The organism is Massilia aquatica (assembly GCF_011682045.1).
GTDB lineage: Bacteria > Pseudomonadota > Gammaproteobacteria > Burkholderiales > Burkholderiaceae_D > Telluria_A > Telluria_A aquatica.
The window spans coordinates 193,183-217,019 of sequence record NZ_VVIW01000001.1 but is presented as its reverse complement, the minus strand read 5'-3'; the positions used below and the strand labels follow the sequence as shown (position 1 = coordinate 217,019).

Annotated in this window: 18 protein-coding genes; 11 read left to right on the top strand and 7 right to left on the bottom strand. The window is 64.4% G+C overall.

The genetic code is table 11. The features are described from left to right. Positions 1–83 precede the first annotated feature (83 nt). Entirely contained in the window at positions 84–560 is a 477-nt protein-coding gene (locus tag F1609_RS01035) for a hypothetical protein (RefSeq protein WP_167073809.1), read from the bottom strand. Positions 561–801: 241 nt separating this feature from the next. Next, the gene (locus tag F1609_RS01030) at positions 802–2,208 is read right to left on the bottom strand and encodes an IgA Peptidase M64 (protein ID WP_167074504.1); all 1,407 of its coding nucleotides are present in this window, start codon (positions 2,206–2,208) and stop codon (positions 802–804) included. A gap of 145 nt (positions 2,209–2,353) precedes the next feature. Here F1609_RS01030 and F1609_RS01025 point away from each other — a divergent pair, with 145 nt between their 5' ends. From F1609_RS01025 to F1609_RS01015, 3 genes are all read left to right on the top strand, one after another. Further along, the gene (locus F1609_RS01025) at positions 2,354–2,782 is read left to right on the top strand and encodes a Fur family transcriptional regulator (RefSeq protein WP_167073807.1); all 429 of its coding nucleotides are present in this window, start codon (positions 2,354–2,356) and stop codon (positions 2,780–2,782) included. A 146-nt stretch (positions 2,783–2,928) separates the two neighbouring features. Next, complete coding sequence (locus tag F1609_RS01020; RefSeq protein WP_167073805.1) at positions 2,929–5,022, top strand: TonB-dependent siderophore receptor; 2,094 nt, start codon at positions 2,929–2,931, stop codon at positions 5,020–5,022. Between the two features lie 8 nt (positions 5,023–5,030). Continuing rightward, the gene (locus tag F1609_RS01015; RefSeq protein ID WP_167073803.1) at positions 5,031–6,176 is read left to right on the top strand and encodes an acetyltransferase domain-containing protein; all 1,146 of its coding nucleotides are present in this window, start codon (positions 5,031–5,033) and stop codon (positions 6,174–6,176) included. A 56-nt stretch (positions 6,177–6,232) separates the two neighbouring features. Here F1609_RS01015 and F1609_RS01010 read toward each other — a convergent pair whose 3' ends face one another. After that, a complete protein-coding gene (locus tag F1609_RS01010) occupies positions 6,233–7,468 on the bottom strand; it encodes a cyanophycinase (RefSeq protein ID WP_167073801.1) in 1,236 nt (411 codons plus the stop codon). A gap of 186 nt (positions 7,469–7,654) precedes the next feature. On the opposite strand from F1609_RS01010, the gene F1609_RS01005 reads away from it, so the two are divergent. Beyond that, on the top strand, positions 7,655–8,773 hold the full coding sequence (locus tag F1609_RS01005; protein ID WP_167073799.1) for a succinylglutamate desuccinylase/aspartoacylase family protein: 1,119 nt from the start codon (positions 7,655–7,657) through the stop codon (positions 8,771–8,773). Next, on the top strand, positions 8,770–10,155 hold the full coding sequence (locus F1609_RS01000) for a YfcC family protein (RefSeq protein ID WP_167073797.1): 1,386 nt from the start codon (positions 8,770–8,772) through the stop codon (positions 10,153–10,155). Before F1609_RS01005 ends, F1609_RS01000 begins: the two co-directional genes overlap by 4 nt. A 176-nt stretch (positions 10,156–10,331) precedes the next feature. Here the strand turns inward: F1609_RS01000 and F1609_RS00995 are convergent, their stop codons facing one another. Then, a complete protein-coding gene (locus F1609_RS00995; RefSeq protein WP_167073796.1) occupies positions 10,332–10,757 on the bottom strand; it encodes a GNAT family N-acetyltransferase in 426 nt (141 codons plus the stop codon). A gap of 157 nt (positions 10,758–10,914) precedes the next feature. On the opposite strand from F1609_RS00995, the gene argH reads away from it, so the two are divergent. The 6 genes from argH to F1609_RS00960 all read left to right on the top strand — a co-directional run bounded on the left by argH (position 10,915) and on the right by F1609_RS00960 (position 19,787). Then, the gene (gene argH / locus F1609_RS00990) at positions 10,915–12,312 is read left to right on the top strand and encodes an argininosuccinate lyase (RefSeq protein WP_167073794.1); all 1,398 of its coding nucleotides are present in this window, start codon (positions 10,915–10,917) and stop codon (positions 12,310–12,312) included. Positions 12,313–12,424: 112 nt separating this feature from the next. Next, entirely contained in the window at positions 12,425–13,009 is a 585-nt protein-coding gene (locus F1609_RS00985) for a TRAP transporter small permease subunit (protein WP_167074502.1), read from the top strand. A 32-nt stretch (positions 13,010–13,041) separates the two neighbouring features. Continuing rightward, positions 13,042–14,784 carry a TRAP transporter large permease gene (locus F1609_RS00980; RefSeq protein WP_167073793.1) on the top strand — a complete coding sequence of 581 codons (1,743 nt, stop codon included), beginning with the start codon at positions 13,042–13,044 and terminating at the stop codon, positions 14,782–14,784. A 5-nt stretch (positions 14,785–14,789) separates the two neighbouring features. Next, entirely contained in the window at positions 14,790–16,013 is a 1,224-nt protein-coding gene (locus tag F1609_RS00975; RefSeq protein ID WP_308609335.1) for a M24 family metallopeptidase, read from the top strand. A gap of 207 nt (positions 16,014–16,220) precedes the next feature. Next, the gene (locus F1609_RS00965; protein WP_267876759.1) at positions 16,221–18,377 is read left to right on the top strand and encodes a DUF1800 domain-containing protein; all 2,157 of its coding nucleotides are present in this window, start codon (positions 16,221–16,223) and stop codon (positions 18,375–18,377) included. Between the two features lie 9 nt (positions 18,378–18,386). Next, positions 18,387–19,787 carry a DUF1501 domain-containing protein gene (locus tag F1609_RS00960; RefSeq protein WP_167073789.1) on the top strand — a complete coding sequence of 467 codons (1,401 nt, stop codon included), beginning with the start codon at positions 18,387–18,389 and terminating at the stop codon, positions 19,785–19,787. 139 nt (positions 19,788–19,926) lie between these two features. Here F1609_RS00960 and paaZ read toward each other — a convergent pair whose 3' ends face one another. Genes paaZ through pcaF form a run of 3 tightly spaced genes read right to left on the bottom strand, consistent with a single transcriptional unit; the run spans position 19,927 to position 23,824 of the window. Further along, positions 19,927–21,978, bottom strand: a complete 2,052-nt coding sequence (gene paaZ / locus F1609_RS00955; RefSeq protein WP_167073787.1) for a phenylacetic acid degradation bifunctional protein PaaZ — start codon at positions 21,976–21,978, stop codon at positions 19,927–19,929. A gap of 24 nt (positions 21,979–22,002) precedes the next feature. Further along, positions 22,003–22,599 (bottom strand): phenylacetic acid degradation protein PaaY, encoded by a 597-nt coding sequence (gene paaY / locus F1609_RS00950; RefSeq protein ID WP_167073785.1) that lies wholly within the window; start codon positions 22,597–22,599, stop codon positions 22,003–22,005. A 10-nt stretch (positions 22,600–22,609) separates the two neighbouring features. Then, positions 22,610–23,824 carry a 3-oxoadipyl-CoA thiolase gene (gene pcaF, locus F1609_RS00945; RefSeq protein ID WP_167073783.1) on the bottom strand — a complete coding sequence of 405 codons (1,215 nt, stop codon included), beginning with the start codon at positions 23,822–23,824 and terminating at the stop codon, positions 22,610–22,612. Positions 23,825–23,837: the final 13 nt, after the last annotated feature.

The window sequence follows — 23,837 nt, the reverse complement described above, 5'->3', positions numbered from 1 at the left end:
TGCATAACCGGGGTCTGTCCCCGGTTATGCAACATTTGCCCCGCTTTTACATCCATCACCCCGCAAGCGGGGTGATCAGATAATTACTTAGCAGCAGCTTTTTTCACGTCCGAAACGGCTTCAACTTTCGCTTCGTGGGTTTTTGCAGCAGCGGTTGCCTTGTCGGCACCGGCTTCTACAGCAACTTTTTCAGCTTTTTCGTCGGCCTTGATCATTTTTTTCTCGGCTTTCAGATTGGCTTTAGCGACTTTTTTCTCGGCCTTGGCTTCGGCTTTCATTTTGTCTTCCGGATCGGCTTTAGCCACGTCGGTGCTCGCTTCAGCGTGCGCTTTGACTGCTTTCGAGTGGGCTTTGACTTTTTTCTCGGTAGCGTCAGCGGATGCTTTGGTTACTTTTTCGTCCGACTTGGCAACAACTTTGGCTTCCTTGGCTTCGGCTTTGGCGATGTCCTTGTTGGCGCTGGCTTCAGCTTTGACAACCGCTGGGGTTGCTGCTGGTGCTTGTGCGTAAACCGAAGTAGCGAACAGGCCGGCGATCAGGGTAACGAGTAATTTGTTCATGGTGGTAGTCCTTTAGAAGAATGGTTGGGGTTTCTTATTCGTGGACGTTCTGGACCGCAGTCCATTCGCCATCTATCGTTCTCAACTTTATATTTCGTCAAGGAACGGTGTCCAGAATATGTCTTACTGGACACGTGGTCTGTTCGCTAGCGCACGCTGAATAGAGCTAACCAAAAGCAACTTACAATTAGGCGCGCTGAACGCTGAAATGCGCAGATCGCCCGCCGTTGCAGGCCCCAGCCTATTTTGCCGCGCCCTTCTTCGCATACAAATCGATGATCGTGGTGATGCCGTCGTTACAGACGTTACAGAATCTTTCACTTCGGTCGAACATCAAACACTGCATTTCCGACCGGTAATAGCCCGTTGCCTCGTAATTCGCCCCTTCGAAGGCGCCAACGTCATGCCGGTGCGTGGCCTTGGCGAACAGGGTATTGGTGTGGCTCAGGTCTTCGCGGAACAGCGCGCTCATCTCGGACTCGGGCCGGTTGGCGCTGCGCAGCGCGGCGCGGCGTTGTTGGTAGGCGCGCGCGTACTCCTCGTACTGCGCCTTGGGCCAGGCGGTCGGCAGCGGCGTACCGGCCTTGACGTGGCGCTGCCATTTGAGCTTTGCCGGGTCGCGCAGCGCCGTCACGTTCGGCTCCCACGGCTCCATGCGCGCGGAACCCGACTGGTAAGCCACCGGCGAGGTGTAGTACTCGTCGGCCAGGCCGGCGAAGTGGTGGCCGAATTCGTGCACGAACAGGTAGTTGGCCCAGTCGTTGCCGGCCGCCGCGGTGCTGAACTGGCCGAAGATGCCGCCGCCGCCGTAGGTATCGTTGTTGACCAGGATTTCGATGAACTCGTACGGCGCATGCTGGGCGATGTCGCGCAGCGCGCGGTTGTCCAGGGTGAGCACGTAACGCTCGCTGCCAAAAATATCGTAGCGCGTGCCCAGCGGCGAGGCCTTGTGCGCGCCGGTCGACGGGCGCGACACGCCGGACTCAATGGTCGGCACCGCGATGCCCCACACATTGAAGTCGCCGGCGCGCTCCTTGAAGGGCGAGACCGTAAACAGGTGATCGGCCAGGCGGCGCGCATCGGATTCGAATTTTTTCATTTCACCGGCGGTGTAGCCATCGCCCATGACCAGCAGGTCGACCTTGGCCGGCGATGGCCCGCTAACGCGGATCGGAATCGGTTTGGCCGGCGCGGGCGCCTGCTTGCGCACCACCTCCGGCGCGTCCGGGTCCACCTCGACGCTCCACGCCACCGAAAACTGATTGCGCTCGTCGCGCTTGAGCACCCGCACCCTGACCGGTTTGCCGAAGGCCGGAAAGCGCACCGACTCCTGGAAGCCGCGGCTGATGCGGTTGGCTTCCTCGGTGGTGCGCCATTCGCCGAAAATGGTGGAGAACCCGCGCGAATACAGCAGGTCGCCGGTTTTGGCGTCGACCACTTCGACCATGTTCTGGCCACGGTTGGTGGTGTCGAGATTTTGCGACAGGTCGCCCGGCCACGGCAGCGGTTCGATCACCACGCGCTCCAGGGCATATTGATCCGACAGGGCATTGCCGCTGTGCTGGTAGTCGACGCGGACGGTGGCGGGCAGCTGGGCAGACGCGTGGGCGGCGGCGGCCAGCGCCAGCAGGCCCGCGAGGCGGCGCATGAAGCGTACGGGGGACAGCGGGACGGGGGACAGCGGCATGGCGGTTCCTTGCAAGCGTGGATCGTCCCGCATTGTAATACTGCGCGCAGTGGTTGCGGCCAGCCCTGCGTGGTAGCATGTCGCTTCCTTTGAAATCCCAGCCAAGATGGTCACAACGATTGAAAGCCAGGCAGAGTCACTGATCCGCGATACGGGCGCGCGCCTCACCAAGCCGCGCTCGCGCGTGCTGGCGTACCTGCTGGCGCAGAACAAGCCCCTGACCCACCACGACATCCAGGAAGGCCTGGCCGGCGACGCCCTCGATTCGGTCACTCTGTACCGGGTGCTGGAATGGCTGACCGAGCACGAACTGGTGCACCGCATCGCCGGCGCCGACCAGGTATGGCGCTTCAACGCCGGCGCCGGCCAGCACGGGCACCAGCACGCACACTTCCAGTGCACCCGCTGCGAAATGGTGACCTGCTTTACCGACATCGCCCTGCCTGCGCAGATCACCCTGCCCGCCGGTTTTACGAGCCAGCAGGTCGACTTCCTGATCAAGGGCGTCTGCAGTATCTGTAACGCGACAAAGTAATATCGGCTTCACCGTGTCGCCGGCGCCATTGGCCGGACTACTAACGCAACCCTATTGCATTAAAGGGTCATTCGGCCTAATATAGCAACTCAGTTGCATTAACCCCTGCCCTGCCCGGCCCTCCCACGCCTGAAGACATCCCCCGCATGGACATCAAAACCGTCACCGCCGCCCTCCTCGCTACCATCACGCCGCTGGCCGCTGCCGACGACGCCGCCCCGGCGCCCACCGGCACCGTCGTCATCGGCGGCCAGCGCGAACACTATCGCAGCCTGTCGGCCACCGGTGCGACCAAGACCGACGCGCGTCTCCTGGACCTGCCGCAAAGCGTGCGCGTGCTCACCAGCGAGGTGCTGCGCGACGCCGGCGTGAGCACCCTGGCCGGTGCGCTCGACCTGGCCAGCGGCATCTCGCGCCAGAGCGACCTGGGCGGACTGTGGGACAGCTACGCCATGCGCGGCTTCACGGGCGACCCCAATTTCGGCTCCGACTTCCTGGTCAACGGCTTCAGTTCCAGCCGTGGCTACAACGGCCTGCGCGACACCGCCAGCACGCAGTCGGTCGAAGTGCTCAAAGGTCCTTCGGCCGCCCTGTACGGACGCGGCGAGCCGGGAGGCACGGTCAACATCGTCACCAGGAAACCGCGTTTCGCCCCGCAGCGCAGCATCAGCGCTTCGGCCGGCAGCTTCAATACCTGGCGCGCCGCGGTGGACGTCACCGGTCCCGTGAGCGACACGCTGGCCTACCGCCTCAACGCCGCCTGGCAGCAAGGCGAGAGCTTTCGCGACACCGCCCGGCGCGACACGCGGCTGCTTTCGCCGTCGTTCGTATGGCTGGCGAGCGAGCACACCACCGTCTCGTACGAGATTGAAGCGACCGAGCAAAAAGCCCCGTTCGACCGTGGCGTGCCGGCGGTGAACGGCAAGCTCGGTGCGGTGCCGGTGTCGCGTTTTCTGGGCGAGCCGGGCGACGGCCGCATCACCGTCAAGTCGCTCGGGCACCAGCTGTTCGTGCAGCACGCCTTCAACGACGACTGGTCGCTGCAAACGGGCCTGTCGTACCGCGACAGTGAACTGGTGGGCTTTTCGACCGAGGCCAACAACCTGCTGGCCGACGGGCGCACCATGCGCCGCCAGCGCCGCCACCGCGATTTTTCGGCGACCGACATGTCGGGCCGGATCGAACTGCTCGGCAAGCTGACCATCGGCGGCCTGCGCCACAGCGTGCTGTTCGGCGTCGACGCCTACCGCTTCGACGACCGCCGCGTGCAGCTGCGCCGCAATCCCTCCAGCGCCAATCCGTATGCGATCGATATTTTCCAGCCGGTGTACGGCGCCGTGGCCGATCCGTTGACGCTCTCGATCGACACCCTGGAACGCCAGCGCGCCCACGGCTTTTACGCACAGGACCAGATCGACCTCGCTAGCCAGTGGAAGGCCCTGCTGGGCGTGCGCTACGACAGCGCCAACCAGACCGTCACCAACAACCGCCTCAAAACGGGCAGCGCGCAAAGCCTGGGCGCCACCAGTCCGCGCGCGGGCCTGGTGTACCAGCCGACCAGGGCGCTGTCGCTGTATGCCACCGCAGCGCGCGCGTACCGCCCGAACAGCGGCATCAGCATCGACAACAGCGCCTTCGAGGCGGAAAAGAGCCAGTCCTATGAACTGGGCGCGAAATTCGACGCCCTCGATGGGAAGTTGAGCAGCACCGTGGCGCTGTACAAGATCGACAAGAAGAACGTCCTGACCACCAACCCGGCCAATGCCGACTTTGCGATTCCGGCCGGGGAAGTCGGCAGCCGTGGCCTGGAACTGGACGTCTCGGGCGCCGTGGCGCGCGACCTGCAGCTTTCCGCCGCCTACGCTTACACCGACGCCACCGTCACCAAGGGCGACAAGACCATTATCACCGGCAGCCGCTTCCCGAACGTGGCGCGCCACAGCGCCAACGTGCTGCTGGTGTCCAGCTTCAAGGTGGGCGCCGCCGCCGCCAGCATCGGGGGCGGCGCCAGCTACGTGGGCAAGCGCATGGGCGACGTGGCGGCGTCGAGCAGCTTCGCGCTGCCCGCCTACACCACCGTCAAGCTGGTGGCGGCGTACACGCCGTACCGCAAGCTGCGCATCGCCCTCCATATCGACAACCTGTTCAACAAGGCCTACTATACGAGCTCGTACAATCAGGTATGGGTGGCGCCGGGCACCGGGCGCGCCGCCACGCTGACGGCCAGCTACAGCTTCTGAGGCACGCCATGACCGCTCCCGCCATCGCACCCGCCAAGCGCATCGCCGCCATCGATGCGCTGCGCGGCCTGATCATCCTGATCATGACGCTCGACCACGCGCGCGAGACCTTCTTCCTGCACCGCCAGGTGAGCGATCCGATGGACCTGGCAACGACCGAGCCGTCGCTGTTTTTCAGCCGCGTGGCGGCGCACTTCTGCGCGCCGATGTTCGTGTTCCTGACCGGCCTGTCGGCCTGGCTGTACGCCAATCCGCCGTCCGGCCCGCGCAGCCCGCGGGCTTTCCTGCTCAAGCGCGGCCTGTTTCTGATCGTGCTGGAACTGGTGTTCGTCAGTTTTGCGTGGTCGGGGCGCTTTCCGCCGCCGGTGCTGTATTTGCAGGTGATCTGGGTGATCGGGCTGTCGATGATCGCGCTGGCCCTGCTGCACAAGCTGCCGCTGCGGCAGCTCGCGCTGCTCGGCGGCGTGATCGTCGCCGGCCACAACGCCTTGTCCTTCCCCGGCCTGGAACCGGGCAGCGTTGCGCATGCCGCCTGGACGGTGCTGGAACAGCGCGGCTTTCTGGTGACCGATGGTCCGGTGCGCGTCAAGATCAGCTATCCGCTGCTGGCGTGGATCGGGGTGATTTTGCTCGGCTACGCGGCCGGCCCGCTGTTCTCGAACAAGGTGGCGCCAGGCGCGCGGCGCCGCATCCTGCTGCTCGGCGGCGCGGCCTGCCTGTCGCTGTTTGCGCTGCTGCGCGGTTTTAACATCTATGGCGAAACGCTGCCATGGACCGTGCAGGCCGATCTGCTGCACACGGCCATGTCGTTCCTGAACCTGACCAAGTACCCGCCCTCGTTCAACTTTTTGCTGATGACGATTGGCGTGGGCTTGAGCGCGCTGGCGTGGATGGAAGCAGCCAACGAAAGGGTGGTGGCCTTTTGCGCCACCTTCGGCGGCGCGCCCCTGTTCTACTATCTGGCCCACCTGTACCTGCTGCTCGCGCTGCGCGGGCTGACAGCCGCCCTCTCCGGCGGGCAGGCGCACCAGGCGGGCGGGATCGGGGAAGTGTGGCTGTGGTCGGTGGCGGTGATCGCGGCACTGTACTGGCCGTGCCGCTGGTTCGGGCGCTACAAGCGCGCCAGCACCCAGGCCTGGGTGCGCTACCTGTAAGCCAGGCTTGGCTGCGCTACCTGTAAGCCAGGCTTGGCTGCGCTACCTGTAGCGTTTTACTTGTACTGGTACAGCGGCTGGCGGATCAGGATCGGCAGCACGTCGAGGCGGATGTTAAACACCGAGTACATATCCGAAATGGCCGACATGTAGCCGATGCTTTCCTTGGTGCGGCTGAAGCGGAACTCGAAGCCGAGTTCCGGCTGCAGGTCGCGCGGGCTGCCCAGGGTCAGGCCGATGGCGTCGGTCTGGTCGCTGTCGATCAGGCGGTGCATCAGGTCCACCACCGTCGTGTTACCGAGAATATCGGCAAAGAACAGCGGACCGCGATAATACGGCTTGGCCGGATCGAGCTTGTTGGCCAGCTTTTCAGGCGATGGCGTAAAGACACCATTCTGCAGATTGAAGCGGTCGCCGTTATCGAGGTAACTGAGTCTGGCGTTACTGACGTTGAAGTCGCCCGGCGTGAACGTGGCGCCGCTCAAATCGATCATCAGCGCGCCCTTGTAGCCGAGCACTTCCACGTCGCGGTTGCCGTGAATGATCATCGAGGTATTCTCGTCGATCCCCAGTCCCATCTTGTAGCCCTTGGCCAGCATGGCCGGCAGCATGCGCCCGAAGCGGCCGCGCACCAGCAAGTGCTGGTCCACGAAGACATCCTTGCCCACGAAACCGAGGCCCGGCGACAGTTCCATGCCGTCGGCCACGCCGCGCTTCAGGGTCGAGAGCACCGAACTGGCATCGTAGAACATGGTTTCGCTCATGATCGCCGCGCCCGCGCTGGTGCCGGCGATGACGCCGCCATTACGGTACATGGCCCACAAGGCGTCCAGCACGCGGGTGCTGCTGCCGTCTTTTTTACGCAGCGCTTCGGTGATGCGGGCCTGGTTGCCGCCGACGAAATAGGCGCCATCGGCGTGGCGCACCGCGTCCGCAATGGCCTGGTCGTTGGCGGCGATGCGGTAGTCGCTGTCTTTCAGCTTGACCGCCACCGGCACGAAAAAGGCGTCGGCACCGTAGGAATTGAGTACTTCGATATTGTTCTTGCCCGCGACGTCCGGACTGGCCGAGGCCGAGCCGAAAACGGCGATGCGCGCCCCCGGGCCGCCCGCCAGTTCGACGATGCGCTTCCACACCGCCGCGTTCTCGCCGCGCAGCGCGCCGCCGATGATCACCAGCGAGCCTTTCGGCCCGCCCGCCGGCACGCTGGGCGCGGCCGCTGCCTGCGCCTGGCCCGCCGCCAGCAGGACGAGGAACAGGAACTGTAAGTATCGGCGGGCCAGGTTCAGCATCGGTGGTTCTTCCTTTATTCGGTAGGTCGGGCTGCGCAGGCAGGGACGGGCCAGCGCAGCCGATGTTATGTGCAGGCAAGATGATACCCCGCTCACAAATAATATGTCGTATTCCAGAAATGGACCCGGCGCGGCGGCGTTTTTTTATGCCACACTTCCGGCTGACTTCATTTCACGGTCCTGATCATGCAAGCAAACACCCATCGCATTTCCCTCGAAGACAGCAGCATGTCCTCGCAACTGGCCAGTTTCCATTACGGCGCGCCGGGCACCGGCAAGAAGGTGTACATCCAGGCGGCGCTGCACGCCGACGAAGTGCCGCCCATGCTGGTGGCGCAGTTCCTGCGCAAGGAACTCGACGCGCTCGACGCGGCGGGCAAGATCCGCGGCGAGATCATTCTGGTCCCGGCGGCCAATCCGATCGGGCTGTCGCAGGCCATCCATGGCGCGCCGTTCGGCCGCTTCGACCTGTCGACCGGGACCAATTTCAACCGCGCCTACAAGCACGTGGCGGAGGACCTGAAAACCTCGCTGGCCGGCTTGCTTGGCCGGGATGCGGACGCCAACGTGGCCCTGATCCGCGCCCACGCGCGCGACTCGGTCGCCACCTGGGAGCCGAAAACCGACGCCGACACGCTCAAGAAAATCCTGCTCGGGATGGCCATCGATGCCGACATCGTGCTCGACCTGCACTGCGATAACGAGGCAGTGCTGCATATTTATGCGGGCACCCCGCTGGCGGACGCGGTGGCGCCGCTGTCGGCGCTCATGCAGGCGCACAGCGTGCTGCTGGCCCTGGAAGCCGGCGGCGAACCGTTCGACGAAGCCTGTTCGCGCCTGTGGTGGGACCTGGCGGCGCACTTCGGCCCGGACTTTCCGATTCCGCCGGCCTGCCTGTCGACCACCGTGGAGCTGCGCGGCGAACGTGACGTGAACTACCAACTGGCCGAAGGCGACGCGCGCGCCCTGCTGGCGTTCCTGGCGCATGCCGGCGTGCTCGATATGCCGCTGCCGGCGCTGCCCGCGCCCCTGTGCGCGCCGACCCCGCTCGAAGGCGTGGAGCCGATCGCCGCGCCGCATGCCGGCGTGCTGGTGTTCCTCAAGAACCTGGGCGAGAAGGTGGCGGCCGGCGACGCCATCGCCGACCTGGTCGACCCGGTCAGCGGTCGCACCACCACCCTGCGCTGCAGCGTCGACGGCGTGTTCTTCGCCCGCACCGCGCACCGCCATCTGCTGCGCGGCATGGCGGTCGGTAAAATTGCGGGACCCGTGGCTTACCGCGCCGGAAAGCTGCTCAGCCAATGAAACTGCGCATCCCCAATACCTTCGTCCTGCTGTTCCTGATCCTGGCGATGATCGCCGTGGCCACCTGGCTGGTGCCGGGCGGCCAATACGGCACCGTCATGGTCGACGGCAAACCGCGCATCGACCCGGGCTCCTTCCAGTACGTGCAGAGTAATCCGCAGGGCTTCGTGGCGCTGATGATGGCGCCCATCAAGGGCTTCGTCGAGGCGGCCCAGATCATCGGCTTCGTGCTGATCGTCGGCGGCGCTTTCGCGGTGCTGCAAAAGACCGAGGCGCTCGACGCCATGATCCGCAGCGTGGCGCGCGCGCATACCCACTCGGCCTTCGTGCGGGTAATGCTCATTCCCGTATTCGTGACCATCTTTTCGCTGGGCGGGGCCACCTTCGGCATGAGCGAGGAGTCGATTCCGTTCGTGCTCATTTTCGTGCCGCTGGCGCTCGCGCTGGGCTACGACTCGATCATCGGCGTCTCGATTCCGTTCCTGAGCGCGCAGGTGGGCTTCGCGGCCGCCTTTTTGAATCCGTTCAATGTCGGCGTGGCGCAGAAAATCGCCGGCATCCAGATGTTCTCGGGTATCGGCTACCGCCTGGTCGTCTGGTTCGTGGCCACCGCGCTGACCATCGCCTTCCTCATGTGGTACGCGGCGCGCATCAAAAAAGACCCGACCCGCAGCCCCTCCTACGCGCTCGATATCGAAAAGCGCAAGGAAAGCAGCGCCGCCCTCACCGAACTGACCGGCATGACCACCACCCACGCCATCGTGCTGCTGCTGTTCGTCGGCTTCATGACGGCCATGGTGGTCGGCGTGATCCACTTCGGCTGGTACATCAACGAGATCGCCGCCCTGTTCATGGTGATGGCGATCGTGGTCGGCGTCATCGGGCGGCTCGACAGCGACGAATTCGTGGCCGCCTTTTTGCACGGCGCGCGCGATCTGGTCGGCACGGCACTGGTGATCGCCCTGGCGCGCGGCACCATGATCCTGGCGCAGGATGCCAAGATCATCGACACCATGCTCCATTCGCTGGTGCCGCTGGTGCAATCGGCCAATCCGGTGTTCGCGGCGCAGAAGATGTTCATTATCCAGACGGTGATTAACTTCTTCATCCACTCCGGGACCGGGCAGGCCGCGCTGACCATGCCGATCATGGCGCCGCTGGCCGACCTGGTAGGCATTTCGCGCCAGACCGCGGTGCTGGCGTTCCAGCTCGGCGAACTGACCTTGCCGATGATTCCGACCTCGGGCGTGACGGTGGGGGTGCTGGCACTGGCGCGCATTCCGTGGATTACCTGGGCCAAGTGGATGGTGCCGCTGCAACTAGCGTATTTTGTGATGGCGCTGCTGTTGCTGATTCCGCCGGCGTTGACGAATTGGAGTTGAGCTTTATTGTGGTGGCCAACGATTAAGCGCCTTGGCCACCAAACCAAAAACCGTCTTTCCTGCCACTGGCAGAAAAGACTTCCCGCGAAGGCGGGAATCCATAGCACCTTTGCTAATCGTAGGTGCTATGGATTCCCGCCTCCGCGGGAAAGACGGTCTTAAAGGTAACGGTGATTTTAACTCACGTAGATATTCGGGAAATACCGCTCCATGAGCGACTCCGGCCTTTGCGGCGGCGTGAATCCGAACTGCGCATACAAGGCATGCGCGTCACCGGTCGCCAGGGTCAACCTGCGCAGTCCCTTCAGGCTCGGATGCGCCAGCACCGCCTTCATCAGCTCCTTGCTGAATCCGCGCCCGCGGTATTCGGGAATCACAAACACATCCACCAGATTACCAAAAGTCGCAAAATCGGTAATCACCCGCGCAAACGCCACCTGGCGCCCGTCCACATAGCCCCCGAAACACAGGGAATTCTCGATCGCCCGCTCCACCACCGGGCGCGAGATGCCGACCGCCCACGTCGACTGCTCGCTCAGGAAGCGATAAATCATCGGGACATCGAGCTGCGTGCGGTCGGTACTGATCTGTAAATTGGACATGGCTGGACGCATCCCGTGAAAAGAAACAATTCTACCTTCGTTCGCCGCCAGCGCAAGGCCCACGCGCGAATTCGGAACGGCCCAACAACCCCCAACAGGAATTGCCCGCAGCCCGCTTTCCTTGTTTATAATCAGGTAACGTAAAGGAACTATTCACATGACCGCACAACTTTCAAAGAAGGGCGAAGCCTGGTCGGCACGCTTTTCCGAACCCGTCTCCGACCTCGTCAAACGCTACACCGCCTCCGTCTTTTTCGATAAACGCCTGGCCCTGTTCGACATCGCCGGTTCGCTCGCGCACGCCGAGATGCTGGCCGCCCAGCAGATCATCAGCGCCGACGACCGCGCCGAGATCGAACGCGGCATGGCCCAGATCAAGGGTGAAATCGAGGCTGGCAGCTTCGAATGGCTGCTCGACCTGGAAGACGTCCACCTGAATATCGAAAAGCGCCTGACCGAACTGGTTGGCGACGCCGGCAAGCGCCTGCACACGGGGCGCTCGCGCAACGACCAGGTGGCGACCGACATCCGCCTGTACGTGCGCGCCGCCATCGACGACATCGTGGTGCTGCTGAACGGCCTGCGCGCCGCCCTGCTTGAGCTGGCGGAACAACACGCCGACACCATCATGCCCGGCTTTACCCACATGCAGGTGGCCCAGCCGATCACCTTCGGCCACCACATGCTGGCCTATGTCGAGATGTTCGGGCGCGACGTCGAACGCATGCAGGATGCCCGCAAGCGCGTCAACCGCCTGCCGCTGGGCGCCGCCGCGCTGGCCGGCACCACCTTCCCGATCGACCGCGAACGGGTGGCGCGCACGCTCGGCTTCGACGATGTGTGCCACAACTCGCTCGACGCCGTCTCTGACCGCGATTTCGCGATCGAGTTCTGCGCCGCCGGCGCCCTGGTCATGACGCACATCTCGCGCATGTCGGAAGAGCTGGTGATCTGGATGAGCCCACGGGTCGGTTTCATCGACATCGCCGACCGCTTCTGCACGGGGTCCTCGATCATGCCGCAAAAGAAAAACCCGGACGTGCCGGAACTGGCGCGCGGTAAAACCGGCCGCGTGTACGGCCACCTGATGAGCCTGCTGACCCTGATGAAAGGCCAGCCGCTGGCCTACAACAAGGACAACCAGGAAGACAAGGAGCCGCTGTTCGACACTGTCGACACCCTGGTCGACACGCTGCGCATCTTCGCCGACATGGCCGGCGGGATCACGGTCAAGCCGGACAACATGCGCGCCGCCGCCCTGCAAGGCTACGCCACCGCGACCGACCTGGCCGACTACCTGGTGAAAAAAGGCTTGCCGTTCCGCGACGCCCACGAAGCCGTGGCGCGCGCCGTGCGTGCCTGCGACGACCTCCAATGCGACCTGGCCGAGATGTCGCTCGACCAGCTGCGCGCGTTCTCAAGCCTGATCGGCGACGACGTGTTCGCGGTGCTGACCCTGGAAGGCTCGGTGGCGGCGCGCGACCATGTGGGCGGCACCGCGCCGCGCCAGGTGCGCGCGGCGATCGCCCGCGTGCGCGCCCAGCTGGCGGGGTAATCCACCGCCAGCAGTGACCTGTATTGAAGTCGACCGGCGCGCAAGACGCCGGCGACCGTGCTTGTTTTTGAACTTTTTGTTTGAAACTACCGGAGATACCAGCACCATGCTCATGTCACTTTTCATCCCGCTGTCGCGCGCGATCGATACTCTCAATGAGAAGATCGCCAACGCCGTCAGCTGGGCCTTGCTGGCTGCGGTCCTCATCTGCGCCGGCAATGCCCTGATCCGCTACACCTTCAATATCAGTTCCAACGCCTGGCTCGAAATCCAGTGGTACCTGTACGGCGCCATGTTCATGCTGGCTTCGGCCTACACGCTCAAACGCGACGAGCATGTGCGCATCGACGTGATCGTGGGGCGCTTCTCGCGGCGCACCCAGGCCTGGATCGAACTGTTCGGCTTCTTGCTGTTCCTGATGCCGGTCTGCCTGCTGATCCTGTGGTACGGCATTCCGTTTGCGCGCATCTCGATCGTCAGTGGCGAAATGTCGAGCAACGCCGGTGGCCTGATCGTCTGGCCCGCCAAGCTGCTCATTCCGGTCGCCTTTGCGCTCATCATCCTGCAGGGCCTGTCCGAAATCATCAAACGCATCGCGTTTCTGGCCGGCCGCATCGACGCCAGCTCGTTCACCAAGCAGGCCACCACGCCGCAGGACGAGATCGACGCGATCAAAGCCGCCAATAATCTCGGTTAAGCCAAGCACACAGCCACTTCGGTCAGGGACACATGGAACAATTCATCATCGCCAACCTGGCGCCCATCATGTTTGGGGCGCTGGTCATCTTCTTGCTGTCCGGTTTTCCGGTCGCATTTTCACTGGCCGCCAACGGCCTGTTTTTCGGGCTGGTCGGGATCGAGCTCGGTTTGCTCAAACCCGAACTGCTGCAGGCGCTGCCCAACCGGATCTTCGGCATCATGGGCAGCGAAAACCTGCTGGCAATCCCCTTCTTCACCTTCATGGGACTGATCCTGGAAAGGTCGGGGATGGCGGAAGACCTGCTCGACACCATCGGCCAGCTATTCGGGCCGATTCGCGGCGGCGTGGCGTATGCGGTCATTTTCGTCGGCGCGCTGCTGGCCGCAACCACCGGCGTGGTGGCCGCATCGGTCATTTCGATGGGCCTCATTTCACTGCCGGTGATGCTGCGCTACGGGTACGACAAGCGCCTCGCGTCGGGCGTGATCGCCGCCTCCGGCACCCTGGCCCAGATCATCCCGCCCTCGCTGGTGCTGATCGTGATGGCCGACCAGCTGGGCAAATCGGTGGGCGACATGTACAAGGCCGCCTTCATCCCCGGCCTGATGCTCACCGCGATGTACGCCGGCTATGTGCTGGCGCTGTCGATCTTCAAGCCGCACCACGTGCCGGCGCTGCCGCTCGAAGCGCGCAACCTGCGCGAGCCGAACGGCGACAGCGGCGCCACGTCGCTGCTGTCGCTGGTGGTAGGCACGGTCGTGGTGTCGTATGCGTTCTCCCTGCTCTGGGGCGCCAGCCACCCGCAACTGAAAAGTGACGAACTGGGTATCTATTCCGGTGCGGCCGGCGTTGCCCTGACGTTCGCGTTCGCCCTGGCCAACCGCCACCTGAAACTCGGCCTGCTCTCGCGCATGGCCGAAAAGGTGGTGTTCGTGCTGGTGCCGCCGCTGGCGCTGATCTTCCTGGTGCTGGGCACGATTTTCGTCGGCATCGCCACCCCGACCGAAGGCGGCGGCATGGGCGCGCTGGGCGCGATCATCCTGGCCATGCTCAACGGGCGCCTGTCCTGGAGCCTGCTCAAGCAAGCCATGAATTCGACCACGCGCCTGTCGTGCTTCGTCATGTTCATCCTGATCGGCTCGACCGTGTTTGCGCTGGTGTTCCGCGGCGTCGATGGCGACCTGTGGGTCGAGCACCTGCTGACCAGCCTTCCGGGCGGCGTGACGGGCTTCCTGATCGTGGTTAACATCATGTTCTTCGTGCTGGCCTTCTTCCTCGATTTCTTCGAACTGGCCTTCATCCTGGTGCCGCTGGTCGGCCCGGTGGCCAACAAGCTGGGGATCGACCTGGTCTGGTTCGGCGTGCTGCTGGGCGTGAACATGCAGACCTCCTTCATGCATCCGCCGTTCGGCTTCGCGCTGTTCTATTTGCGGTCGGTGGCGCCGAAAGAGGTCAAGACCTCCGATATTTACTGGGGTGCGATTCCGTTCGTGGTGATCCAGGTGATCATGGTCGCCCTGATCATCGCCTTCCCGCACCTGGTCTCGGTCGAGAAAAAGGTCGACATGGACGAACAGATCGAACTGAAGATCGACGCCCCGGCCAGCGAGGCCGGAAAAGCGGGCGACGACAGCACGCCGGACTTGAACTTCTCGACCGACAGCGAGGCCGGCGCCAAAACGACGGGCGGCGACGCCGCCAAGAAGGACGATGACACCACCCCGGAACTGAACTTCTCGACCGATACTGACACGGAACCGAAAAAGAAATGAGCGCATTGAACATTGGCGGTAAAAGCATGGACGAGGCGCTGGCCGCCTTGTCCGACATGACCGGCGGCATGGCCCCGATCGGCAAGCAAGAACACGAACAGCGCATCGCGCGCGCCCAGGCCTTCATGGTCGAACAGGGCGTCGCTGCGGTGTTCCTCAACGCCGGCACCAATATGCGCTACTTCACCGGCACCAAGTGGTATGCCAGCGAACGCATGGTCGGCGCGATCTTGCCGGCTGTGGGCGCGCTCGAATACATCGCACCGGTGTTCGAAGAAGGCTCGCTGACCGACTTCATGCTCGTCAAGGGCAAGGTCAATTGCTGGGAAGAGCACGAGAGCCCCTACCAGCTGTTCATCGACGTGCTTGGGCGCATGGGCATCAAGCCGGATGCGGCCAGTGCGCCGCGCATCGGCATCTGCGAGAGCGCGGCGTTCTTCATCGCCGACGGCATTCGTCCGCTGGCGGCCGGCTACGCGCTGGAAAACGCCAAAAGCGTCACGGCGTTCTGCCGCGCGCGCAAGTCGCCCGCCGAAATCGCGCTGATGCAGCGGGTGAAGGACATGACCCTGGAAGTGCACAAGGCCGCCGCCAGCATCCTGCACGAGGGGATCACCACGGTGGAGGTGAGCGACTTCATCGCGCGCGCGCACCGCAAGGTCGGCGCGCCGGGGTCGTACTTTTGCATCGTGCTGTTCGGCGAGGCGACCGCCTATCCGCATGGCGTGAGCTACGCGCAGACCTTGACACCGGGCGACGTGGTCCTGATCGACACCGGCTGCCAGGTGCACGGCTACATTTCGGACATCACGCGCACCTACGTGTACGGCGACATCAGCGAGCGCCAGCGCTTCGTGTGGAATGCCGAAAAGGCGGCGCAACTGGCCGCGTTCGCGGCGGCGCAACTGGGCGTGCCGTGCCGCGAGGTGGACGCCGCCGCGCGCGCCTCGCTCGAATCGAACGGCTTCGGTCCCGGCTACAAGCTGCCAGGCCTGCCGCACCGCACCGGCCACGGCATCGGCATGGATATCCACGAATGGCCCTACCTGGTCGGCAGCGACAGCACGCCGCTCGATGTGGGCATGTGCTTTTCGAACGAGCCGATGATCTGCATTCCGGGCGAGTTCGGGGTGCGCCATGAAGACCATTTCTATATGACGGCGGCCGGGCCGACGTGGTTCACCGAACCGGCCCATTCGATCGACGATCCGTTCGGCATGGGGCGCTGAAACACATTGCCCAATAATTCAATTCGTACAATCCGGCCAAGCGGTCGCCTTGCTCATATATCAACACCCCGCCGCTTCGCGGCATAAAGCAGTGTTGCAAACAAGGCGAAAATGATGCCCTTGTTACAAAATAAACAAAACCCAACGTTTATTTGTTTCCGCTAATCACCTATTATCTGTGGTCGTGGACACACCGGGAATATCTTCATGCAAGAGCAACAACTACTCGACGCAGGTGTCGAGGATGACGCTAGCGTCGAACTGAACGCCGACATGCTGACAATCCAGCTTGATGTTGCTGGCGATGAATCAATTTCCATGGTCAGGCTGGCCACGGCGGGCACCGCCCTCCTCTCCAGCGCGGCGCTGGCGGCCTGCGGCGGCGGCAGTAGCGGCTCCGCGATTCCTGCGATTCCTGCGGGTAGCGTATCGGCCCCACCGGTGATCGTGCCGACACCGGTGTTGCCGGCGCCCGTCGTGCCGACACCAGTGGCGCCAACGCCGGTCGTGCCGACGCCGGTGCCGACACCGGTCGTGCCGACGCCGGGCGTGCCCGGTCCCGCACCGACGCCGCCCGTGCCAACGCCCCCTGTGCCGGCGCCAACGCCGGTCAAGCCACCCCCGACCGTCCCGACACCGGCCACCCCGACGCCAACGCCGACCGCGCCCAACCCAACGCCTACCGCTCCGACGCCGACGCCGACGCCGCCAACGGCGCCAACGCCCACTCCGACACCGACACCGACGCCAACCCCGGCGCCTACTCCGACGCCCACCCCGACGCCCACTCCGACGCCGACGCCGACGCCAACCCCGACCCCCACGCCGGTCGCTACAAAAATCACCCCCGCCGAAGCCTCGCGCTTCCTGGCCCAGGCATCGATGGGCGCCACGCGCGAGCAGATCGCGCGCGTGCAGCAGGTGGGCTACGCCGGCTGGATCGACGAACAAATCGCCATGCCGCGCGGCGAGTCGCGCTGGGACTATCTGGTCGGCAAAAAGTACAACACGGCCGATCTGAAGAACACCGAAAACGGCCACGACGCCGCCATCTGGCGCAAGATGATCAGCGCGCCCGACACCCTGCGCCAGCGCGTCACCCTGGCGCTGTCCGAAATCGTGGTGGCGTCGATCACCGGTTTCAGCGCCAGCTGGAGCAATTTTTCGGGCGTGGCGCACATGGACTTGCTCGAGTCCCAGGCCTTCGGCAACTACCGCACCCTGCTCCAGCAAGTCTCGCTGAGCGCACCGATGGGCGAGTACCTGACCTATCGCGGCAACGTCAAGATGAATCCGGCCACCGGCGCCCTGCCCGACGAAAACTACGCGCGCGAAGTCATGCAGCTGTTTACCATCGGCCTGGTCCAGCTGAACATCGACGGCACGCCCAAGCTCAGCGGCGGCCTGCAGCAGGAAACCTACGGCCTCGACGACATCAGCGGCCTGGCGCGCGTGTTCACCGGCTTCGGCTACGACCTGGCCGGCGGCGACATGAACTCGCCCGACTACAAACGCCGTCCCATGGCCGTGTCGGCCAACCGCCATGAATCGGGCGCCAAGGAATTCCTCGACAGCAGCATTCCCGCCGGCACCGACGCCCTGACCAGCGTCACCCGCGCGCTCGACATCATCTACGCGCATGCCAACGTGGCGCCCTTCATCAGCCGCCAGCTGATCCAGCGCCTGGTGACCAGCAACCCGTCGCCCGCCTACGTGACCCGGGTCGCCAACGTGTTCAATAACGATGGCAAAGGGGTCAAGGGCAACCTGTCCAAGGTCGTGACCGCCATCTTGCTGGACGACGAGGCGCGCAATCCGAACCGGCTGAGCGACCCCAGCTTCGGCAAGCTGCGCGAGCCGGTGCTGCGCTTTACCGCCTGGGCGCGCGCCTGCAAGGCCAGTTCGCCGTCGGATGCCTGGGCGATCGGCAACACATCCGACCCCGGCACCCGCCTCGGGCAGAGCCCGGGCCGCTCCGGCACGGTATTCAATTTCTTCCGTCCGGGCTACGTGCCGCCCAACAGCGAAATTGCCAATGCGAAGATGGTGGCGCCGGAATTCCAGATCACCAACGAATCGACCGTGGTCGGCTATGTCAATTACATGCAGGGCGTGGTCAGCCGGGGCGTGGGCGATGTCAAGGCCGACTACAGCGCCCTGCTGCCGCTGGCCGAGGTGTCCGAGAACCTGGTCAACGAGCTGAACCTGCTACTGGCGGCCGGACAACTGGCCCCGGCCACGCTCAACCTGATCAAGGGCGGGATCGACTCCATGCCCAAGACTACCGAAGCGCACCGCCTGAACCGCATCTACGCCGCCCTGGTGCTGGTGCTCGCCTCACCCGAATTCATCGTCCAGAAATAGGAAGCAGCCATGCACGAAAAAAATGGAACAAATGCATCGCGCCGCGCCTTCCTGCAACGCGCCTCGGCCCTCTCGGTGGCCGGCGTGGCCGCGCCCTGGGCGATCAACCTTGCCGCCATCTCCGAGGCCAGCGCCGCCACGGCCACCGACTACAAGGCACTGGTGTGCGTGTTCCTGTACGGCGGCAACGATTACGCGAATACCGTCACGCCCTACGACCAGACCAGCCACGCGCTGTACCAGTCGTACCGGCCCGGTTTTGCGCACTCCCGCGCCGCGCTGGCCGCGACCGCACTGACCCCGACCGTGGTGCCGGTCGACTCGGCCGGTTTCCAGCATCAATACGCGCTGGCACCCAACCTGGCGCCGCTGATGCCGATCTTTAATGACGGCAAGCTGGCCGTGATCCTGAACGTGGGCAACCTGGTGCAGCCGACCACCAAGCTCCAGTACACCCAGAAAACCGGGCGCCTGCCGCCCAAACTGTTTTCGCACAACGACCAGCAGTCGGTATTCCAGTCATCAATGCCGGAAGGCGCCACCTCGGGATGGGGCGGACGCATCGGCGACCTGTTCCAGGCAAGCAATACACACTCGACCTTTACCTGTATCAATGTCTCGAACAATGCGGTGTTCTTGTCAGGCAATAACGCTGTGCAATACCAGGTATCGACCAGTGGCTCGGTGCCGCTGGCGGGGCTGAAGAATTCGCTGTTCGGTTCGGCGGCGGCCTCGACGGCGCTGCGCACCCTGATGACGCAGCAGCGCAGCAATGTGCTGGAAAACGAATACAACCGCATCGGCAAGCGCTCGATCGAAGCGAATGAAGTGCTGACCGGGGCCCTGACCTCGACGCCGGCGCCGACAACCCCGTTCCCGACCGGGAACAACCTGGGCGACCAGCTGAAACTGGTGGCGCGCATGATCGCCGCCGGTCCGACTTTGGGCGCGAAACGGCAGGTGTTTTTTGTGTCGATGGGCGGCTTCGACAATCACGACGGCATGGCGACCAACCATCCGGTCTTGATGACTAGGCTGGGCGACGCGATGGCGGCGTTTTACGCGGCGACGGTGGAACTGGGCGTGGCCAACAAGGTGACCACCTTCACCGCCTCGGACTTCGGCCGCACCATGGCGGGCAATGCCGACGGATCGGATCATGGCTGGGGCAGCATGCATTTTGTGATGGGCGGCGCGGTCAAGGGCAAGCGCTTTTACGGCACCGCCCCGATCGTGGCCAATGGCGGCCCGGATGACGTGGGCCAGGGGCGCTTGCTGCCGACCACCTCGGTGGACCAGTTCGCAGCCACCATGGGCGCGTGGCTGGGCGTGTCGAACAGCGAGTTGCTGGCACTGCTGCCGAATCTGGGGAATTACAACGCGAGTACGCGCAATATGGGGTTTGTGTAAGGCCACAGCCCCCCATACCGTCATTCCGGGCCTCGGCGGCCCCCTTGGCGGGAATCCAAGGCACCGTGGCTTAGCAACGACATTGGGTTCCCGCCTCCGCGGGAACGACGGTTTCTGAGCTAGCGCTATTTCACGCCCATCACCCCTTCTTCATCACCAGCGTCAAAATATCGTAACTGGCTACCAGCTCATCATGCTGGTTGGTGACCTGCACATCCCACGCCACCACGCCCTGCCCCACGCCCTTGTCGTCGGTGCGGTTGCGGTCCACCTTGCGCTTGCACGTCAACCTGGCGCGAATGGTGTCGCCAATCGCCACCGGCGTAATGAAGCGCAGATTATCCAGCCCGTAGTTGGCCAGCACCGGTCCCGGCGCCGGCGAGACGAACAAGCCCGCCGCCGCCGACAGCACAAAGTAACCGTGCGCGATGCGCTTGCCGAACTGCGAATCCTTGGCCGCAATCTCGTCGAAGTGCATGTAGAAATAGTCGCCCGAAATCCCGCCGAAGTTGACGATATCGGCCTCGCTCACCGTGCGCCGGTGCGTGAGCAGCGAGTCGCCCATCTGCAGTTCTTCGAAATACTTGCGGAACGGGTGCAGGTCGCTCTCGCGCACTGCCGCGCCGCGCACGTACTCGCCCGTGATCGCGGCCAGCATGGTGGGTGAACCCTGGACCGCGGCGCGCTGCAGGAAGTGGCGCACCGCGCGAATCCCGCCCAGCTCTTCGCCGCCGCCGGCGCGTCCCGGACCGCCGTGCTTCAACTGCGGCAGGGGCGAGCCGTGGCCGGTCGAATCGACCGCCGCTTCGCGCTCGAGCACCAGCACGCGGCCGTGCGAAGCCGCCGCTACCGGCACCGCGCGCGCCGCGATCGCCGTATCCCTGGTCACCAAGGTGCTGACCAGGCTTCCCTTGCCGCGCGCGGCCAGTGCCAGCGCTTCGTCCAGATCGGAATAGGTCATCATCGTGCTGACCGGGCCGAAGGCTTCAATATCGTGGACGGCGTCGTTGTTCATGCCGTCGCGGCACAGCAGCAGGGTCGGCGAGAAGAACGCGCCATTGGCCGCACCCTCGCCCAGCGGATTGAAGCCATCCCTGGCGCCGAACAGAATCTCGTTGCCGCGCGCGAGCAATTCGAGGCGCTCGCTCACATCGCGGTGCTGGTCCATCGACGCCAGCGCGCCCATGCGCACTTCTTTCACCGACGGGTCGCCCACCACGATTTTCGCCAGGCGTTCGCGCAGGCGCTCGCCCACCGCGTCCACATGCTGCTTGGGCACGATGATGCGGCGGATCGCGGTGCACTTCTGGCCGGCCTTGCCGGTCATCTCGCGCGCGACTTCCTTGACGAACAGGTCGAACTCCACATCGTCTGGCGTCACGTCCGGCCCCAGGATGGCGCAGTTGAGCGAATCGGCTTCGGCGGTGAACGGCACCGAGTGGGCGATCAGGTTTTTGTTCACGCGCAGCTTGGCGGCGGTATCGGCCGAGCCGGTAAACGTCACCACGTCGGCGCCGGTGAGGCGGTCGAGCAGGTCGCCGGTGCTGCCGATGACCAGTTGCAGCGCCCCCGCCGGCAACAGGTTCGATTCGTGCATCATGCGCACCACGGCTTCGGTCAGGTAGCTGGTGGCGGTGGCCGGTTTGCCGATGCACGGCATCGCCGCCAAAAAGCTCGGCGCGAATTTTTCGAGCAGGCCCCAGATCGGGAAGTTGAAGGCGTTGATGTGCACCGCCAGGCCGCCGCGCGGCACCAGGATGTGGGTGCCGGCAAAGCCGCCGTTCTTGCCCAGCGCGAGCGCCGGGCCTTCATGCAGCACATTGCTCGACGGGAGCTCGCGGCTGCCCATGCTGGCGTAGGCGAACAGGGTGCCGATGCCGCCTTCGATATCGACCCAGCTGTCCGGGCGGGTGGCGCCGGTCAGGTGCGAAATCGCGTACAGCTCTTCCTTGCGCTCCATCAGGTACAGCGCCAGCGCCTTGAGGCAGGCGGCGCGCTTCTGGAAGTCGAGCGACATCAGCGCCGGCACGCCGGTGCTGCGCGCATAGGTGACTGCCTCGTCGAAGTCGATTTTTTCGGCGTGGGTGTGGTAAATCAGGCTGTTATTAAGTGCGCTGTGCAGTGGCACCGACGCTTCGGCGCCGAGCCAGCGGCCGCCGATCAGGCTTTGCAGGGTCGATATGGTTTGCATGGTGTCTTCTCCTAGTTCTCTGTTCTATTCTTTATGCGTATGCGGGTCGGGGCCAAGGTCGATCCGCGCGCGGTTCGGCTCGACTTCGGTCAAGGCCTCGACTTCGCGCATGGTGTCCATCGAACGCACCGCCAGGTCGTGGTACTGCCTGGTGCCGAAGCTCTTCCAGTTCACTTCCTGCTCCGTCAGTTCGCGCATGATACGCGCGGGCATGCCCATGACCATGCTGCGCGGCGGGATGACCATGCCGGCCTTGACGAAACTCATGGCGGCCACGATCGATTCCTCGCCCACTACGGCGCGGTCCATCACCACAGCGTTCATGCCGACCATGGCATTGCGCTTGATGCGGCAGCCGTGCAGCACCGCGCCGTGGCCGATGTGGCCATCGGCTTCGACCACCGTGTCTTCGCCGGGGAAGCCGTGCATGACGCAGGTGTCCTGCAGGTTGGCGCCTTCTTCCAGGATCAGCCGGCCAAAGTCGCCGCGCATCGAGGCCAGCGGGCCGACGTAGCAGCGCGCGCCCACGATCACGTCGCCGATCAGCACCGCGCTCGGATGCACGTAAGCGGTGGGATGCACCACCGGCGTGACGCCATTGATTGCGTAGACCTTGACCATGGCGCGCACCTTATACTTTTTCGATGACCAGGGCAATGCCCTGCCCGACGCCGATGCACATCGTGCACAGCGCATAGCGCCCGCCGGTGCGGTGCAGCTGGTTGACCGCCGCCAGCACCAGGCGCGCACCGGAGGCACCCAGCGGGTGGCCGATGGCAATCGCCCCGCCGTTCGGGTTGACGTGGGCGGCGTCATCGGCCAGGCCCAGGTCGCGCGTGACCGCCAGGCCCTGCGCGGCAAAGGCTTCGTTCAACTCGATCACGTCCATCTGGCCGATGGAGAGGCCCGTCATCGCCAGCACCTTTTTGGTGGCCGGCGAGGGGCCGAAGCCCATGATGCGCGGTTCCAGGCCGGCCAGGGCCATGCCGACGATGCGGGCGCGCGGCGTGAGGCCAAAGCGCTCGGCTGCGCTGCCTGAGGCGATCAGGATGGCGCAGGCGCCGTCGTTGATGCCCGAGGCGTTACCGGCGGTGACGGTGCCATCCGGCGTGACCACGCCTTTGAGCCTGGCCAGCATCTCGATGCTGGTGTCGGGACGGGGATGCTCGTCGGCGTCGAACACGCGCGCTTCACCCTTCTTCTGCGCGATGGTGACGGGGACGATTTCATCCTTGAACACGCCGGCGGCGTGGGCCGCAGCCCAGCGCTGCTGGCTGCGCAGGGCGAATGCATCCTGGTCGGCGCGGTTGATGTTGAATTCCTTCGCCACGTTTTCAGCCGTTTCGGGCATCGAGTCGATGCCGTATCTGGCCTTCATGAGCGGGTTGACGAAGCGCCAGCCCATGGTGGTGTCTTCGATTTTTGCTGCGCGCGAGAACGCGCTGTCGGCCTTGCCCATGACGAAAGGCGCGCGCGTCATGCTTTCCACGCCGCCGGCAATGATCAGGTTCGCTTCGCCGGCCTTGATGGCGCGCGCGGCGATGCCGACCGCGTCCAGGCTGGAGCCGCACAGGCGGTTGATGGTGCTGGCCGGGACTTCCGGTGACAGGCCCGCCAGCAGCGCGGCCATGCGCGCCACGTTGCGGTTGTCTTCGCCGGCCTGGTTGGCGCAGCCGAAGAGCAGGTCGTCCACGGCCGTCCAGTCCACGCCGGGATTGCGCGCGATGAGGGCGGCGATCGGCAGCGCGGCCAGGTCGTCGGCGCGTACGCCCGACAAGGAACCGCCGTAGCGGCCGAATGGAGTACGGATGGCGTCGCAGATGAAGGCGTCGTTCGGTTTGTTCACAGGTGCTCCTTGA